Annotated in this window: 15 protein-coding genes and 1 riboswitch; of the genes, 5 read left to right on the top strand and 10 right to left on the bottom strand. The window is 39.4% G+C overall.

All coding sequences use genetic code 11. The features are described 5' to 3' along the window. Positions 1 to 239: 239 nt before the first annotated feature. The gene (locus tag AC0VYJ_RS13630; RefSeq protein ID WP_430246046.1) at positions 240 to 692 is read left to right on the top strand and encodes a MarR family winged helix-turn-helix transcriptional regulator; all 453 of its coding nucleotides are present in this window, start codon (positions 240 to 242) and stop codon (positions 690 to 692) included. Next, positions 689 to 3,331: an MMPL family transporter gene (locus AC0VYJ_RS13635; protein ID WP_430246044.1), complete on the top strand. Its 2,643-nt coding sequence runs from the start codon at positions 689 to 691 to the stop codon at positions 3,329 to 3,331. Before AC0VYJ_RS13630 ends, AC0VYJ_RS13635 begins: the two co-directional genes overlap by 4 nt. Positions 3,332 to 3,415: 84 nt before the next feature. On the opposite strand, the gene AC0VYJ_RS13640 is transcribed toward AC0VYJ_RS13635, so the two are convergent. The 5 genes from AC0VYJ_RS13640 to AC0VYJ_RS13660 all read right to left on the bottom strand — a co-directional run bounded on the left by AC0VYJ_RS13640 (position 3,416) and on the right by AC0VYJ_RS13660 (position 7,274). Continuing rightward, a complete protein-coding gene (locus AC0VYJ_RS13640; RefSeq protein WP_430246042.1) occupies positions 3,416 to 4,345 on the bottom strand; it encodes an aminoglycoside phosphotransferase family protein in 930 nt (309 codons plus the stop codon). 28 nt (positions 4,346 to 4,373) lie between these two features. After that, a complete protein-coding gene (locus AC0VYJ_RS13645; RefSeq protein WP_475365425.1) occupies positions 4,374 to 5,747 on the bottom strand; it encodes a hypothetical protein in 1,374 nt (457 codons plus the stop codon). Positions 5,748 to 6,060: 313 nt separating this feature from the next. Next, complete coding sequence (locus AC0VYJ_RS13650) at positions 6,061 to 6,519, bottom strand: NUDIX hydrolase (RefSeq protein ID WP_475365426.1); 459 nt, start codon at positions 6,517 to 6,519, stop codon at positions 6,061 to 6,063. A 17-nt stretch (positions 6,520 to 6,536) separates the two neighbouring features. Beyond that, entirely contained in the window at positions 6,537 to 7,100 is a 564-nt protein-coding gene (locus AC0VYJ_RS13655) for a M15 family metallopeptidase (RefSeq protein ID WP_475365427.1), read from the bottom strand. 36 nt (positions 7,101 to 7,136) lie between these two features. Then, entirely contained in the window at positions 7,137 to 7,274 is a 138-nt protein-coding gene (locus AC0VYJ_RS13660; protein WP_475365428.1) for a hypothetical protein, read from the bottom strand. A gap of 147 nt (positions 7,275 to 7,421) precedes the next feature. Here AC0VYJ_RS13660 and AC0VYJ_RS13665 point away from each other — a divergent pair, with 147 nt between their 5' ends. Both AC0VYJ_RS13665 and AC0VYJ_RS13670 read left to right on the top strand, forming a co-directional pair. Then, positions 7,422 to 7,961 carry a P-loop NTPase family protein gene (locus AC0VYJ_RS13665; RefSeq protein WP_475365429.1) on the top strand — a complete coding sequence of 180 codons (540 nt, stop codon included), beginning with the start codon at positions 7,422 to 7,424 and terminating at the stop codon, positions 7,959 to 7,961. A 90-nt stretch (positions 7,962 to 8,051) separates the two neighbouring features. After that, positions 8,052 to 8,513: a hypothetical protein gene (locus tag AC0VYJ_RS13670; protein ID WP_226615440.1), complete on the top strand. Its 462-nt coding sequence runs from the start codon at positions 8,052 to 8,054 to the stop codon at positions 8,511 to 8,513. 47 nt (positions 8,514 to 8,560) lie between these two features. On the opposite strand, the gene AC0VYJ_RS13675 is transcribed toward AC0VYJ_RS13670, so the two are convergent. Genes AC0VYJ_RS13675 through AC0VYJ_RS13685 form a run of 3 tightly spaced genes read right to left on the bottom strand, consistent with a single transcriptional unit; the run spans position 8,561 to position 11,879 of the window. Further along, positions 8,561 to 8,992, bottom strand: coding sequence for a GNAT family N-acetyltransferase (locus tag AC0VYJ_RS13675; protein ID WP_430246024.1), 432 nt, complete (start codon positions 8,990 to 8,992; stop codon positions 8,561 to 8,563). After that, a complete protein-coding gene (locus tag AC0VYJ_RS13680; RefSeq protein WP_194222046.1) occupies positions 8,989 to 10,224 on the bottom strand; it encodes an MFS transporter in 1,236 nt (411 codons plus the stop codon). The genes AC0VYJ_RS13675 and AC0VYJ_RS13680 overlap by 4 nt, the downstream gene beginning before the upstream one ends. A gap of 32 nt (positions 10,225 to 10,256) precedes the next feature. After that, on the bottom strand, positions 10,257 to 11,879 hold the full coding sequence (locus AC0VYJ_RS13685; RefSeq protein WP_475365430.1) for an SLC13 family permease: 1,623 nt from the start codon (positions 11,877 to 11,879) through the stop codon (positions 10,257 to 10,259). A 295-nt stretch (positions 11,880 to 12,174) separates the two neighbouring features. On the opposite strand from AC0VYJ_RS13685, the gene AC0VYJ_RS13690 reads away from it, so the two are divergent. Next, positions 12,175 to 12,852 carry a hypothetical protein gene (locus AC0VYJ_RS13690; protein WP_194222048.1) on the top strand — a complete coding sequence of 226 codons (678 nt, stop codon included), beginning with the start codon at positions 12,175 to 12,177 and terminating at the stop codon, positions 12,850 to 12,852. An 87-nt stretch (positions 12,853 to 12,939) separates the two neighbouring features. On the opposite strand, the gene AC0VYJ_RS13695 is transcribed toward AC0VYJ_RS13690, so the two are convergent. Together AC0VYJ_RS13695 and AC0VYJ_RS13700 are read right to left on the bottom strand one after the other, a co-directional pair. Further along, complete coding sequence (locus tag AC0VYJ_RS13695) at positions 12,940 to 14,235, bottom strand: Na+/H+ antiporter NhaC family protein (protein WP_283154026.1); 1,296 nt, start codon at positions 14,233 to 14,235, stop codon at positions 12,940 to 12,942. Between the two features lie 70 nt (positions 14,236 to 14,305). After that, a riboswitch (SAM riboswitch) is annotated at positions 14,306 to 14,409 on the bottom strand. Positions 14,410 to 14,602: 193 nt separating this feature from the next. After that, entirely contained in the window at positions 14,603 to 15,442 is an 840-nt protein-coding gene (locus AC0VYJ_RS13700; RefSeq protein ID WP_283154025.1) for an alpha/beta fold hydrolase, read from the bottom strand. Between the last annotated feature and the right edge of the window lie 143 nt (positions 15,443 to 15,585).

A 15,585-nucleotide genomic window follows, 5' to 3' on the forward strand; every position in this document is an offset into this window, starting at 1 on the left:
ATTGAAAAAGAAAATCAGTGAACAGAAACAGAATTTCAACATACCCTACTGATCTTATTGAAAGTTATTTAAAATGAGACCTATTCTTCCGCTCCACCTTATCGTTAACTTAAAACGTTATCTTGAAATACTCCCTTTCACTGACCTTCACACTTCATGCGTATTAAATAGTTGCAAAAACCATAGTTTAGAGGGTAAACTAATAATGTTTAGAGGGTAAACTAGTGGAGGAATGGTAAATGAATAAGAAGTTATGTGAAGCCGTTGAGCTTTTCGAAGAAGTAATCATGTATGGAACAGAACGAATTATTCGTTCTTTTGAGCATCAACTATTTGAAGAATATTCTTCAGAGCAGCTTCAGATGCTTCAAATTATTTCTAAATCAGGTCGTATTTCACCTGGGAAGCTCGCTTCTTTACAAGGCGTTCACAAAAGCGCTATTTCAAACCGTTATAAAAAACTTGAGATGAAAGGACTTGTGGTCACAGTTGATTCCGAAGAGGACCTAAGAGGGAAATCGATTACGCTTACTGAAAAAGGAAATGACGTAGTCGACTTATTTGATAAAGTGATCTATGAACATGTCGAGAATATTGTTTTAAACGATTTTCATGAAGAGGAAATCGACGAATTCCTTCGTATTTTCCGCAAGTTAAGTTCAATTTTAAAAGCAGAAGGAGATGCAAAATGAGACAAATTTTAAAATTCAAATGGCCAATTGCCATTGCACTTATTGCTCTAACAGCCGTACTATTTGTTTTATCCCCTAACCTTACGAAACAGGCTGAAGATGCTGGAACCTTTCAATTACCTGAAAATGCAGATTCAAAAATAGCCGCAGACATTCTTGAGGAAGCTGGTGCGGGCGATGAAACCATTTCACTTGTCTTTACCTTCAATGAACCAGTAAATGAGGACTCTAAAGAAAAAGTTTCTTCAATTGCAAAAGAAATTGCTGAAGAAGGTTCACTCATAAAAGAAGTACTTGATCCATTTGAAAGTGAAGAGATGTCTGATCAACTTGTTTCAGATGACGAACAAACCATTCTTCTTCCCATTACAGTCGATGGAACAGACGATGAAGTGAATGAACTCGCCAATCATATTCGTCAGGATCTAATTCCAGACAATACGACCGCTTACCTTACAGGTGAATCCATTATTAATCACGATGTGAATGAAAGTGCTCAAAAAGGACTTGAACGTACTGAAATCATTACTGTTGTGTTGATTTTCGTTCTACTATTGGCCGTTTTTCGTTCGATTACAACCCCTTTCATTCCTTTACTTGCAGTAGGGGTTACGTATCTCTTAAGTCAATCAATCGTAGCCTTTTTAATTGATTGGATCGGCTTTCCTGTATCCAACTATACTCAGATTTTTCTCGTTGCCGTCCTGTTCGGGATTGGAACAGACTATTGTATCCTCCTCTTAAGCAGGTATAAAGAAGAATTAACTGAAGGGCATTCTGTAGAAGATGCGATTGTGAATACGTACAAAACAGCAGGCCGTACCTTATTAATTAGTGGATTAGCTGTATTCATCGGTTTCGCAGCGATTGGCTTTGCAGACTTCCCGATATTTAAATCAGCTGTTGGGGTTGCTGTAGGAATCGCGATTCTTATGCTCGTCCTCTTTACGCTTGTGCCATTCTTTATGGCCTTATTAAAAGATAAGTTGTTCTGGCCTTCAAAGAAATCAGCGTCCCACAAAGATAGTAAACTGTGGACTTCGTTCGGTCGTTTCTCTATTAACAAGCCCATTTGGTCTATGCTCGTTGTCGCTGTTATTATGGTTCCACTACTTTTCACTTACGACGATCAACTGTCGTTTAATACAGTAAACGAGATTGGTAGTGACTATGAATCTGTTAAAGGACTAGATGCAATTGAGGAAGGGTTCGGCCAAGGTGATTCACTTCCGGTTAAAGTGATCATTCAGCAGGATCAAGATATTGTTACAGAAGATTATCTTCCTTATATCGAAACAATTAGTAAAGAAATTGAGAAAAATGATAACGTTGATTCCGTTAGGTCCATTACAAGACCAGCAGGAGATGTGATTGATGATCTTTATGTTGATTCACAACTTGCACAAGTTGGGGATGGGCTCAACGAAGCAACGAATGGCATCGATGATGTTCAAAACGGCCTAACCGAAGTTCAAAATGGATTGGATAGTATTAGTAACCAAATTCCTTCTAGCAGTAATGCTGGTGGACTTGAAGAAGCCGTAAATGGACTGGGGCAAATTAACGATCAACTTGGCTCTATTTCCGCAGGGCTTCAACAATCGCAAAATGTTGCTGCTGCTTCCGAACAGCTTGGGCAGGTGCAACAACAGCTCGGACAAATCCAACAGGGCCTCGCTGGCGCCTCTTCGGATCTACAAGGTCAGGCTGGTCAGGCGTCTGAGCTAAGCGGTGGCATTACTGAACTATCTAAAGGTGTGGGTTCATCCATTGATGGTCTTGATGAAATAAAGAACGGCTTACAAGATGCTGCAGACATCGTGACCGATATGGGTAATTCGAAAGCTCTTCGGGATACAGGTGTATTTATTCCAGATGGAACCCTTGAAGACGAAGAATTTGAGCCTGCCATCGATCGCTATGCCTTCGATGAACAAAAAGCGGTAACACTTGAAGTTATTTTAAAGAAAGATCCTTATTCTACGGAAGCTATTGATACTGTAAGAGAAATTAAAGAAACAGTATCACGAACGATTGACGGTACGCCGCTTGAAGATGCAACTGTCGCTTATAACGGCGTAGCAAGTATTAACAGTGACCTATCTGACATTTCAACAAGTGATTTTACTAGAACAGTCATTATCATGCTTGTCGGTTTGTTTATTATTCTAACAATCCTTTTCCGCTCCATGATCATGCCACTTGTTATGATTGGTTCGCTGTTACTCACATACTTTACGTCAATGGCGATATCGGAGTTAATCTTTATTAACCTACTAGGCTATGATGGCATCACATGGGCAGTTCCATTCTTTGGATTTGTAATGTTAATTGCACTAGGTGTCGACTACTCCATCTTCCTACTCGACCGTTTTAACGAAGAAGCTTCCATTGGGATTAGGGAAGCAATGCATCGCTCTATGGCAAAAATGGGTACGGTAGTCATCACGGCCGCTATTATCCTAGCCGGTACATTCGGGGCCATGATGCCTTCAGGCGTTCTTAGCTTAATGCAAATTGCGACCATTGTCATTACTGGCTTACTTCTTTACGGCCTAATCGTTCTACCACTTCTAATTCCTGCTGTTGTTGTCTCATTCGGTAAAGGAATTTGGTGGCCTTTTAAACCTAAAAAATAATCATTTACATTTTCATCGATCGAAAAGGCTCAGAGCGTATCGCTCTGAGCCTTTTTAAATAGAAGCAACATTGTGTATCACTACTTAATCTACATAACACCCTATTCCAATTCCGTAATATTCAAAATATAGTCTCTCAAAAATAGAAATCATCCTATAAAAACAGCTATTATAACTCATGCCTTCGACTGTCCACACTGTCGCTAGTACGGCATGACAATATCCCCACAAAAACAATCGCTCTAGATTCAGGTTCAGTTCATTTGTTAAAATTTCTATCCGCTTTTTCGTTACTTCATAAACCCCTTTATCAGGAAGACGATTTAAAAGAAATTGGATCAAATCATACTCTACTTCACCGATTAATCCCTTTGGATCAATCGCAACCCAATCTCCCTGTTCTGAAGCCAGTACATTATAATGATGAAAGTCTCCATGAAGCAACTTATACTGAGCGATTGTTTTATTCAGCTTAGCAAAAATGCTTAGTGCATTTACGAGCAAATGTTGGGAAAGCGGACCGTATCCTTTCTCATTACGATTGACCGTATCTCGAAGCTCTTCTTCCCTTGCTCTCGTCGTTTGAATTCGAGTGTTTCTTGGAGCAGGAAAGGATAGCCTTCTAACAACTTGCGCTGCTAAATAACAGGCTGTTTCGTCATCCTCTATTTCAGCTAACGTATATCCAGGTGACAATTTCTCTAAAATGATAATTCCCTTTTCTATTTCATAGTCAAGGACATTCACTATCCCCTGATGTTTAAATAAACGTAGTGATTCTAGCTCATTAAGAAAGTCAGCTCCTGGTATACAAATTTTCACCACTATTTCTTTTCCGTTCCTAAGCTTAGCAGGGGCAACATAATTAATAGAGAGACGGTAAGGTTTTTCCATTTTCATTGACCATTTTTGTTCACAATAATGGATGATTCCAGGTAACTCCTGTAGCCATGCTTCTCCTTCTTCCTTAAAATAAAGACGAACCGATTGCACAAACTGCTTTTGAAACTTCACCTTGCACCTCCTATTCTTCACAATGATTCTAGTAAAGAAATAAAGTGAGATAAGCGATCAAAACGCCAATAAAGCCACACATCAAACTATATGGGATGTTTTTTAAGACGATTTTATATGGATTCATTTTTAATCCAACTGAAGTGAGTGTAACAATAAGCCCATAAGGAGCCGAAGGAACGGTAGCAATCGCGCTACTTGCAAGCAGGAGCGTTAACGTCACAGAAGGAAAAGTGTTTAATAATAGTTCACTTACCCCACCAAAGATTCCCATTGTTGCAATGGGATGGACACCTAATAGTGTCATGATAAGAAAAGTTGCCTGAATGAAAAGCATGATAAAAACTTGATGCCCTTCTAATGCCACAAGAGGGTCCTGTAAATACCGTAAGTACGGAGAACCATTTAACGTTTCTGTAAAAAAAGAGAGTGTTAGTAGTAAGACAATAAAATTATGTAAATGATTGGTTTGTCTTTTCCAAGTTGGCCAGCCAATTTTAAGGAAGCTTCTTTTTCGTTTCAGGAGTACCGCCCAAATGTAAGCAAACGGGAACAGAGCGATCGTTACAGCAAACAAAAAGTTAAACTGAACAACATTGGTTAAAAATACAACAACGACTAAGAACAGTACAAGCGCCAGAATAAATTGAATTAACTTCTTCCGACTCCCTCTTCTCAAATTCGTAGAAGCCCCAGTTTCTTCAACGACTTCGTTTCGAAAGATGATTTTTCCAATACTCGAATCGATCGCAAAACCAAGAAAAGCAATAAGTAACATCCATGGTAATACTTCTAAATAATTGGCATTCGTAATGAAAATCGAAGTAGCTAACAATATTTCTAACGGACTCCATAACAGAGCAAGTGAGTATCCTCTCAAAGTAGACCTTGCTATAAAGCTATTTCTAACGTTTGTGTTAGCATTCTTCAACTGTTTTTTTAATAGGTCTTGAGAAATGGTAGCGGACGATAGATTTAAAAATGCAGCGAGAGAAACCATAGTCGCTTCTCCACGCACATATAATTCTCCCATCCCTTTCACATTGCCACCAAGTAACGTTTGTAGTAGCTTATTATATCTCCCCGCTTTAACAACGGTATTCATCCATGGAAGCATCGATATAAGAAAAAGCAATCCTATATTCCCCGCAAAAAAGGAGGGGATTTTTGTGATAGACTCATTGCTAGATAAGTAGAAAACTGCCCCCGCGGATAGAAGGATGATGCCAAGTATTTTAAATACACGATCGGCTTCCTTAAAATTAATGACAATCATTACAATTGCAAACAAGCCAATTACGGTATAAAGGGAAGAATTAGACCAGAAAAGGTAAATCACATCCAATAGAAAAACAAATAAATAAAATACATACAAATACTGAGTAAAATTACGGTTCCACATGATATTCTCCTATCCAATAGCGAACGGCAAAAGGTTAAGTTCGTCTACTTCCCTGTTGTTTGGTTGCTGTTCTTATCCTATCGATAACAGCTGGAATTTTCAAGAATTTAGAAGGTTTCAACCGCTAAGAGTTTTATGTCTCATCATTTACATCTCCATTTGAGAGAGATTTACACTCACTCTCTTTCAAGCACTCTTAGCAAAAAAAAGTACCGCCCGATTTAACGGACGGTACAAAAGGGGGAAAATTATGTTAGTTTGAATTTACCCCTTCTCCAAATACCTAAACCTCTTTTTTAAAAAATCCTTACTATTATTTTTTTCGTTCGAAGTTAGCCTGTTTAATGAACTCCTGTGTTTCAGGGTACTTAAGCATGAGCAATAACTCTTTTTCACCAACAAAACGTAACTGATCAATTTCCTTATCAAGCGGACTAAGATCCTGTTCATCCCCCTCGTACTCATAGTGAAACATGGTGGTAACCTGGTTGTGATAGCCAATTTTATTTTGAACCTCAGCTGGAAATTCAAATGTGATCGATTCATCAAACTTTTTCATCAGCTTGTATTTTATTGATCCCGTTTCCTCTAGCAATTCTCTTCTAATCGAAGCTTCAACGTCTCTATCCTCGTCTTCTACTCCACCTTTAACGAAATCCCACGTTTCACCCTGAGACTCTTGTCCCGCTTTGGTATTCAGCTTTGTTTTATGAACGATCAAAAAACGGTGCTTATACGTTACGATAGCCCCCACAGCCTGTCTTGTTCTCATAACCACATCACTCCAAGCTAGTTTGTCGCATATTCACTCTCATCTGGCCTATGACCATTCTTTAACTCTCGCATTGTGAAACCAAAATCCATTTGAAGATGAGGGTAATCTTTGAAGCTACTCCAATCGCCTCCCCATTCAAAACCAAGGTCTTTCGCCATAGCAACAACCTCCATCCAATCTGACTTCCCGTTGCCATTATCGTCTCGCTCCATATCCCAAACGACGTCACCATCATCTAACTTTAATGCAAAATCAATTGCTAGTCCGTAGTTATGATAGGAACCGCCGCCCGCTACGTTCGTCACCACCTGGCCCCCAGTAGAACGTCCCTTTTCATAAAGAGCATCCTGTTCTTCTTTCGTTCGATGCCCAGCAGTTATCACAATTTCTATTCCAGCTTCAGCAGCTCGATTCATCAACGCCTTTTTTGCTTCATTAACCTTTGGGTGAAGATCAGTTGGTAAGGGCACATCCTTCTTTATGAATTGTCTTTCAAGATCATCACTTATATAGATACAAAAGATACCGACTCCTATTATAAAAAGGAAGGTTATAAGTTTTTTCGATCGTCGTTTCATAACAAAACCTCCCACATTACTAATCTTGTCATTTGATCATAACATAGCAATCTGACATAGGTTAATACGGACGTTCGCTTCATGAAGCGACTTGTCTGTAATACCTGCGCCACAAGGAAGATTTTCTTTAACAAGCTGTTTTGCTAAAGAAATAATGGTTTGGAAGCTGCTCAACTTTTTGCCTTCTTCACATTTTTTTGGGTTTTCGATCCATTCGATAAACAAATGTCCTCTTCTGCTCTTCATCATTTTTTAGGCCTGTTTGCTTACGTTAATTTTTGGTAAACTTTAGTAGTGTATAATAATGGAAGGAGCGAGGATATGAACCGAATTATGGTAATGGGATCTTCCGGCGGGGCGGGTAAATCCACCTTCGCCCGTCGGCTTGGTGAAATTCTAGATCTGAAAGTTTTTCATCTTGATACCCTTTTCTGGAAGCCCAATTGGGTGGAAACTAGTCTTGACGAATTCCGTGATACCCAGGAAAAGATTGCTATGACTGAAAAATGGATAATGGAAGGGAATTATAGCAATTCTTACGATATTCGGGTTGCACGAGCTGATACGATTATTTACTTAGATGTTCCGAGATTGCTTTGCATTTACAGGGTGCTAAAACGATGGGTCACTCATATCGGTCAAACTCGTCCTGATATGGGCAATGGGTGTAAAGAGAAAGTGGATTGGTCTTTTTTAACTTTCATTTGGACGACCTATTATCCTCGTAAAGAGAAAATGAGAAGTAGATTCGAACAATTAGAACAAACTTCCCCCGATAAATCCATAATACATTTAAAAAACAAAGCAGATATCGCTAATTTTCTTCATGAACTTCATTCAAAGCATACAATTTTGTCATAAGCCATGATAAGATAAGGTGCAGTATGTTTGAATTGGAAGTTTCCTGTTCAAAATGAATATAGAAAGACTATTGAAGCACATGGAGGCATTATGCTAACTTTTGAAGAAAAATTAGAAATTATTGAATCATCCTTTCCTGAACTGACACGAAAAGACGTTTCTCTTGGACGTGTGAATTTTCACTATGAAGAAGCGGTTATTGATAAGAAAAATGTTGTTTATCATCTTCACCCTAATGGCAACGGCTATGTATTTGGTGACCTTATTGAAGGGTATCCATTAGATGAAAGAGGAATGGTTAATATCCGTGATTTCTCAAGCAACGAGCTTCGTAAAATCATAGGCGAATCCATTCAATCACTTTCTGTTCTTCCTGGTTCAGATATTGAGATCCAAGTTTGGGTAAACGATGAAGATCAAACTCTGGAATTAATGTATGAGCCTGAGCTCGAACTATGGAATGTTTATGCTGGAGATATCCTTGATGGTACATTCCCTTCTCGTAACGAAGCGATCCAATATCTTGATGAAGAAGGATTTACTAGAAAGTAAACCTTAAGCGCCTGCCACCTTTTAAAGGTGGCAGGCTTTTCCTATTATCAATCTATCGGTTTATAAAACCCCGTGGATTTCCCTGTAAACCCACACGCTTCATAAAAAAGGTGTGCAGACTTCCTTTCATCCCGATTCCCACTATTTAAGACGATGGTTGAGGCACCCTTTTCACGAGCTAGATTTTCTGCTTCCAAAAGCAGAGTCTTCCCAACTCCCTGCTGCCGGTAATCTTTTGCCGTTACCATTGTAATAATTCTTGCAACAAGAATATTAGCAACATAAGATCGTTCATAATGCATTCCAAGCAGTCCAATCAAAGACTCCTGTTTTTCACTTACAAGCGTGACGTACAAAGGATCTGACAAAATTGGTTTTAGACGCTCCGTCACTTCGCAGACAGAGGTCTCATACCCCATTTCTGAAAGCAAATAAGTAAGCCATTCCTCATCACCTTTTCTAGCCCTTCTAATGTTCATCGTGCTTTCTCTCCTCGTAAGTCTTCATAATGATATCTTTTTGAAACCTGTTTTTGTGAAAATAATAATAAAAGCGGCACAATTAAAATAAGTAAGCTCACTACCCCTATCCATCCCAAACCGTCCCATAGGATACCAACGCCCGAACTACCTGCTGCTACTCCGGCATAGTAACTAATCAAATAAAAACTAGATGCCCCACTCTTATGATGCTCTGCCGTCTTTGCAACAGAAGCTGATGCCATCGAATGAGAAATAAAAAACCCTGCACAAATAACGCAAAGCCCAATCATTACCACAATCAGTTCTTGATATAGTGTAATGGCAACTCCTAACGTTAATAATAAGAGGCCCGTTACCATCGTGCGCCGTAAGCCAATACGAGATGAAATTCGTCCTGCAATTGGTGGTGAAACTACTCCGAGAATATACGCAAAATAAGCAAGGGAGATCCATTTTAACGAAAGAGAAAATGGATCTTGTTTAAGGAAGAAAGGCAAATATGTCCACACGCCCGTAAAGATCACTTGAATGAGAAAGCCAAGCGTAAATAGCGATAAGAGCCGACGATCTCTTAAATGTACAAACATTCCTTTCATATCCTTTATAACACTGCTATTCCCCCCCTTAAAAAAGCGAGAGGGCGGCAGGAGCCAATAAAAGCAAATGATCGCTATAATAGCAAACCCTGCAAGGATGATAAAACTTACTTGCCAACTATATAAGTCAGTCAAATATCCTGTTGCGACTCGTCCACTAAGTCCCCCCATTGCATTGCTCGCAATAAAAATGCTCGTAGCAAGTCCTACGTTACTTGGAGCTACTTCATCTGCAAGATAAGCCATCGCCGATGCCGGTATACCTGCAAGAAAGAATCCCTCAATACACCGAATAATAAGCAGAAGAAGGAATGAATTCATAAACGGCATTATTAGTAATGAACTAAGGACAAAAAGGAGCGATATTTTCATCACTACTGTTCGCCCATAGCGGTCTGAAACAAAGCCAAGTATAAGAAGTCCTGGTATCATCGTGATGACGGGCATGGACATAAGTAAGCTTGACGTTGTTGCCGTTAAATGAAATTCACTCGCAAATATTGGAAGCAATGGTTGAAAAGCATAAAGTGCCGAAAAGACTAATAATGCTCCACATCCAAGACTAACCGCCGCTCGCCAGAAACCCGCATCTTTTGATGTATATGGCTGATTGTTATTTAGAACAACTGACACTTGATCATCACCTTCAATTTTCTATCTTACTTTTATTTTAACTGATTGGGAATTTGAGTGAGATCAATTCCCCACACCACTGGCATATAAAAATAAATCGCCAGTGTAATAATGACGACAGATGTTAGATTTAGCCAGAAACCTGCTCTCGCCATATCTGGGATTTTTAAATAGCCTGACCCGAATACAACGGCGTTCGGAGGGGTTGCAACCGGAAGCATAAAAGCACAGCTTGACGCAATTCCTGCCCCAATCATTAGAGCATAAGGATGAACTCCGATCGCGGATGATAGAGACGCCATGATTGGAAACATCATTGTCGCCGTCGCCGTATTTGATGTAATCTCCGTTAAGAAAATAACAAGCGATGTGACAAGTAGTAAAATGACGAACAGATGGATGCCTTCAAGAACCGTTAATTGCTCCCCAATCCAATTCGCAAGTCCTGATTCCTGAAAGCCAGAAGCAATGGCGAGTCCGGCTCCAAATAATAGAAGAATTCCCCATGGTAATCCTTTTGCTGTATCCCAATCTAAAAGAAAGGCACCTTTTTTCGAAGGGGCAGGTATAAGAAAAAGTAATAGCGCTGCAGTCATCGCAATGACAGTGTCATTTATATTCGGATTAAGCTCACTTAAAACAAAGGAACGGCTAATCCAGGCAACCGCAGTGAAAGAAAAAACCACCATAATGACCTTTTCTTCCATAGACATTTTCCCAAGATCCGCTTTCTCCTTATTAATCACCTCTTTCCCGCCTGGCAGCTCTTTAACATTCATCGGAAATGCCATTTTCACAAGGTAATACCAGCAGCCGAATAAAAGAAGAACAGTTAGAGGTACGCCAAACATCATCCAGCGGGCAAATGAAATCTCGATGCCATATAGCTCATTGACCACGGCTGCAAAGATGGTATTAGGAGGTGTTCCAATCAATGTTGCTAGACCACCAATTGAGGCACTGTACGCGATGCCAAGCATAATGGCTTTCCCAAAATTAAATTGCGGCACCCCTTCTTCTTGCTTCATATCAAGCTGCTCGGATACTTGATAAATCACGGCCAGCCCAATTGGCACCATCATCATAGCCGTTGCCGTGTTTGAGATCCACATTGATAAAAAGCCTGTTGCAATCATAAAGCCAAGTACAATTCTCTCTGTACTTGTTCCTATTGCTGATATAATGAAAAGAGCAATTCGTTTATGTAAATGCCACTTCTGCATTGTAAGCGCGATCAAAAAACCACCCATAAATAGAAAAATGGTGTTATCGCCATAAGCTGATGCTGTTAAATCACCTTTTAGTCCGCCCGTTAGTGGAAATAAAATTAATGGTAAAAGAGACGTCGCCGGTATCGGAATGGCTTCTGTAATCCACCACGTTGCAATCCACGCCGTACTTGCTAAGATGGCCAAACCTGCTTCTGAAAGACCATTTGGATTAAAAAACAACATTATGCTAAGAAAAAGGACCGGTCCGAGGATTAACCCCGTCAGTTTCCTTTTATCATAAGCAGGATCTGGTCCAGATGCATAACCTGGATTTTTTTGAGAACTTTTTGAAGGGATTTCCGGCGTGTGTGAAGAAGCGAATGTTAAGAGATCTTTTGCTCGATCATGTTCTTTCCATAATTGGTTCCAAAGGTGTTGTTCCATAGTCATACCTCCTATCGTTCATTAAACTATAGTGTAGAATTCGCTCGCCACATCTGTCAATAAATTCACAATTTTGGTACTTTATTACTCTCTTTCGAGAAAGGACTTTTGATTCGTTTTTCCATTTCCATACAAGTAATTCATTTCAAACCCCCTTAAATTTCCATTTGGGGCGAAAATTATAAGTTGATGATATGTTTTTTTATAATTCAAAATAAATAAACTCAATGATTAAATGTAAGAATAGATACACAATCCACAACAAGTTGCTCAAAATCGATCCAGGGGGTATATGATGAGAAAGATACAACAGACTACTATTAATTCGGTTGTGAAATACGGACAAACAAAGCTTCCAAAATCAGCTAATACAGAATGTCCAGAATGCGGAAACGATGCTTCATTTCAACTGAAGTTCGATTATCAAATTAATCAGGCTGTGTTCTCCACGCTTTCTCGCTGCTCTATTTGTAAAGAAGCTGTACTTTTTATACTCATTAAAACGTCCCATAATGATCGCGGAGAAGAAGTTGAGCTATTCGTGCATCAAACCTCTTTTACACGAGAGCCGCTCGGCAGACTGACTAGCACAGCTAGATTACCCGATGACCTTGAGCGTGTTTATCGCTCAGCAGTGAATGTACATAACATGAAGGATTGGACTGCAACGGCTGTAATGGCTAATCGTGTTCTTGAGAGCATTACAGGTAGTTTTCTATCTGAAAATGAGCTAGGACAGCCACTTTCTAAACAGCTAGAAACACTTGCTAAGCAGATTGATTTAGAAGAACCAATTGTAAAACTAGGACACCTACTAGGCAAAGGTAGTAATTTAAATAACCTGCTTTGTCTTGAGAAAGCTACAAGTGAAGAAACGGCCAACTTAATTATCGACTTACTAGATTCACTTATTGAATACTTGTACATTCTTCCTCAACGAATTGTGCATCTTCAAAAACAAATCGAAGGATAATAAAAAAAAGCAGGTAGCTCAAATTGAGCTACCTGCTTTTTAAATGCTCATATCAAATTTTAATTCAAGATTCTGTTTACTATCACTTTAGCCCTTTTTCGAAAAAGAGGGATAGTTGATGAAAATCGCAATAATTCCTGCAATAGCAATGAGGATTGGATAAATTGAATACGGTAGTAGAGCGAGTGGCGAAATCGACGCAAGACCTGCTACTGCAAGCACCTGTGCCCCATATGGGAGCATGCCCTGTATACTACCTGAGAAAATATCAAGAATACTAGCAGACTTTCGTGGGTCTACCCCATATTCTTCGGAAATGTTTTTCGCAAGTGGCCCCCCCATTATGATCGAAATGGTGTTGTTAGCTGTTGATAAATCAAGCACGCTTGCGAGACCGGCGATACCAAACTCTGCTCCTCTACGAGAAGTTACTTTGCTCAGGATTTTGTCCAATACGTATTGTATTCCTCCGTTATGCTTAATGACTTCAATCATCCCTCCGATGACGAGAGCAATCATGGCAAGGTCTTCCATCCCTTTTATGCCCTCTGTAACCGTGGAGATCAGTCCACTCATTCCAAATGTTCCGTTATATAAACCTACAATCCCAGCAAATAAGGTACCACTTACAAGTACAATAAGAACATTAACACCAGCGATCGCTGCGATCAGTACACCTAAATAAGGGATAATTGTAACGAAATCAAATGCGTGTTCTCCTCCAACCGTTGCTTGCTCTCCCATCGTTAAAGCACCATATACAATGGCTGTTACGATAGCAGCTGGCAAGACTATAAAAAAGTTTACTTTGAATTTATCTTTCATTTGCGTATTTTGTGTGCGTACTGCCGCAATTGTAGTATCTGAAATCATAGAAAGATTGTCACCAAACATTGCCCCACCTATGACCGCTGATAAAGCCAGTGCCGGGGCAACTCCGGTTTGCTCTGCAATTCCAATTCCAATGGGAGCAAGTGCTACAATCGTTCCCATCGATGTACCCATCGAAATAGAAATAAAACAGCCAATGACAAATAAACCTACGATTAAAAGATTAGCTGGTAGAATCGATATACCTAAATTAACAATCGAATCTACTGCTCCAATTTTTTCAGCTGTTCCGGCAAACGCCCCAGCCAGTAAAAAGACCAAAATCATTAATATGATATTCGTATTACCTGCTCCACGACAAAACACTTCCACTTTTTTCATAAAGCTTTCTTTTCGATTCATCGAAAGAGCTACGCCCGCCGCAATTAGAGAAGCGAGAATAACAGGCATACTATAAAAGTCCTTTGTTATGATAGCTGTACCAATAAAAAGCACAATAAATATTCCAAGGGGAAGTAAAGCCAGGCCGTTCCCCTTTATTTCTTTCTCCATTATTCATGTCTCCTTCATCTTTTATTCTGTCTCAATAAAAAAAGCCCACTTCAAGAGAAGAAGGCTTTTGCACTTATCTCTCAAGATTTCTCTTGCTGGAAGCAGCACCTTTCTGATGATCAGAGGTTGCTGAAGCTTCTTTGGGCCAGGTCCCTCCACTTCTCTTAATAAGAAATATACAATTATCAATGAGCGCATGCTTCATTTTACTTTTTCATAACGAGCTTTACTTTATCACGCATTATTCTGATGAGTCAACTTTGATTAACTGCATCAAAATAAACTCCTCATCCTTAAAGGAGTTTACCTGATTAACTAGTCTGGTTCAAGCTTTGTATGACTACCAATTTTTGCAATAGATCAATCTTTATTTTCCCAAAAACCGCTCAATATCCTTCATAATCGATTCCGGTTTTTCTTCTGGTAGAAGGTGACCGGTTTTTTCATAGATGATCAGTTTAGCATTGGGGAGATCGTTACTGAGACGCTTCCCAATTTTCAACGGCACAACTCTGTCATTTTCTCCCCATATTAGTAGGCTAGGTGTATGAATTTGATTTAGTTCAGCTTCTGACAAATCTCCTTCGCGATCTCGAATCATCCTAACTAATGACCGAAAGATACCCTCATTGAAGAAAGGTTGGATATATCCATCCATCATTTCTTCATCGATAAGGGAAGGATCATAAACACAATTAAGCAAATTTCCTCTGACACCTTTTCGATAAAGCCACCTTTTCAAGTATACCGAGAAAAAAGGTAAATACGATGTATACACTAGACTCTGTTTAGCCTTTTCAAGATATCCTGAACTGCACAGTAAAATATTCTTACTAACGAGATCATCTTTCATAGCCGAGGCTCTCATTGCTACTTGCCCACCCATAGAATGGCCGATCATAACAGTATGATCAATTGAAAGTCTTTCTAAAAGTTCAACCACCACTTCCGCATAATTATGATAAGAGTGGACAAAACGATTAGACTTTTCACTTTTTCCGAACGGAGGAAGATCAATGGCAACAACAGTATATGCCTTTGTTAATAATGGTATCAATCTTCTGAAGCTGAAGCTCGACGATAGAAAACCGTGAAGAAGCGTTAATACTGGCCGATCGACGGCTGTGTCATTTCTATAGTATTCATAGTGAATATCAATTCCTTTGATCTTTTCCGTATTTTGTTTAAGATTTTGAGCTAATAGCATCTTTCATCTCACTCCGGATTTTGAATTCATCTGATCTGATTTACTCTTCGTTTCTAACCAGAAAGGATAGTCTCACTTATTCAGGTTTGACTTTATACTTATTTTACCCCAATCCTGAAATGAAAAACTTTTTTTACAACCGA

This window comes from Anaerobacillus sp. 63XJN7_5_ISO-PGPR-S23-430, from assembly GCF_056173695.1.

Excerpts from the sequence above, each read along its gene's own strand:
- AC0VYJ_RS13655 (WP_475365427.1), bottom strand. The coding sequence starts at position 7,100 with ATGAAACGACGATCGAAAAAACTTATAACCTTCCTTTTTATAATAGGA.
- AC0VYJ_RS13670 (WP_226615440.1), top strand. The coding sequence starts at position 8,052 with ATGCTAACTTTTGAAGAAAAATTAGAAATTATTGAATCATCCTTTCCT.
- AC0VYJ_RS13665 (WP_475365429.1), top strand. The coding sequence starts at position 7,422 with ATGAACCGAATTATGGTAATGGGATCTTCCGGCGGGGCGGGTAAATCC.
- AC0VYJ_RS13700 (WP_283154025.1), bottom strand. The coding sequence starts at position 15,442 with ATGCTATTAGCTCAAAATCTTAAACAAAATACGGAAAAGATCAAAGGA.
- AC0VYJ_RS13630 (WP_430246046.1), top strand. The coding sequence starts at position 240 with ATGAATAAGAAGTTATGTGAAGCCGTTGAGCTTTTCGAAGAAGTAATC.
- AC0VYJ_RS13695 (WP_283154026.1), bottom strand. The coding sequence starts at position 14,235 with ATGGAGAAAGAAATAAAGGGGAACGGCCTGGCTTTACTTCCCCTTGGA.
- AC0VYJ_RS13645 (WP_475365425.1), bottom strand. The coding sequence starts at position 5,747 with ATGTGGAACCGTAATTTTACTCAGTATTTGTATGTATTTTATTTATTT.
- AC0VYJ_RS13650 (WP_475365426.1), bottom strand. The coding sequence starts at position 6,519 with ATGAGAACAAGACAGGCTGTGGGGGCTATCGTAACGTATAAGCACCGT.
- AC0VYJ_RS13685 (WP_475365430.1), bottom strand. The coding sequence starts at position 11,879 with ATGGAACAACACCTTTGGAACCAATTATGGAAAGAACATGATCGAGCA.
- AC0VYJ_RS13635 (WP_430246044.1), top strand. The coding sequence starts at position 689 with ATGAGACAAATTTTAAAATTCAAATGGCCAATTGCCATTGCACTTATT.
- AC0VYJ_RS13675 (WP_430246024.1), bottom strand. The coding sequence starts at position 8,992 with ATGAACATTAGAAGGGCTAGAAAAGGTGATGAGGAATGGCTTACTTAT.
- AC0VYJ_RS13690 (WP_194222048.1), top strand. The coding sequence starts at position 12,175 with ATGAGAAAGATACAACAGACTACTATTAATTCGGTTGTGAAATACGGA.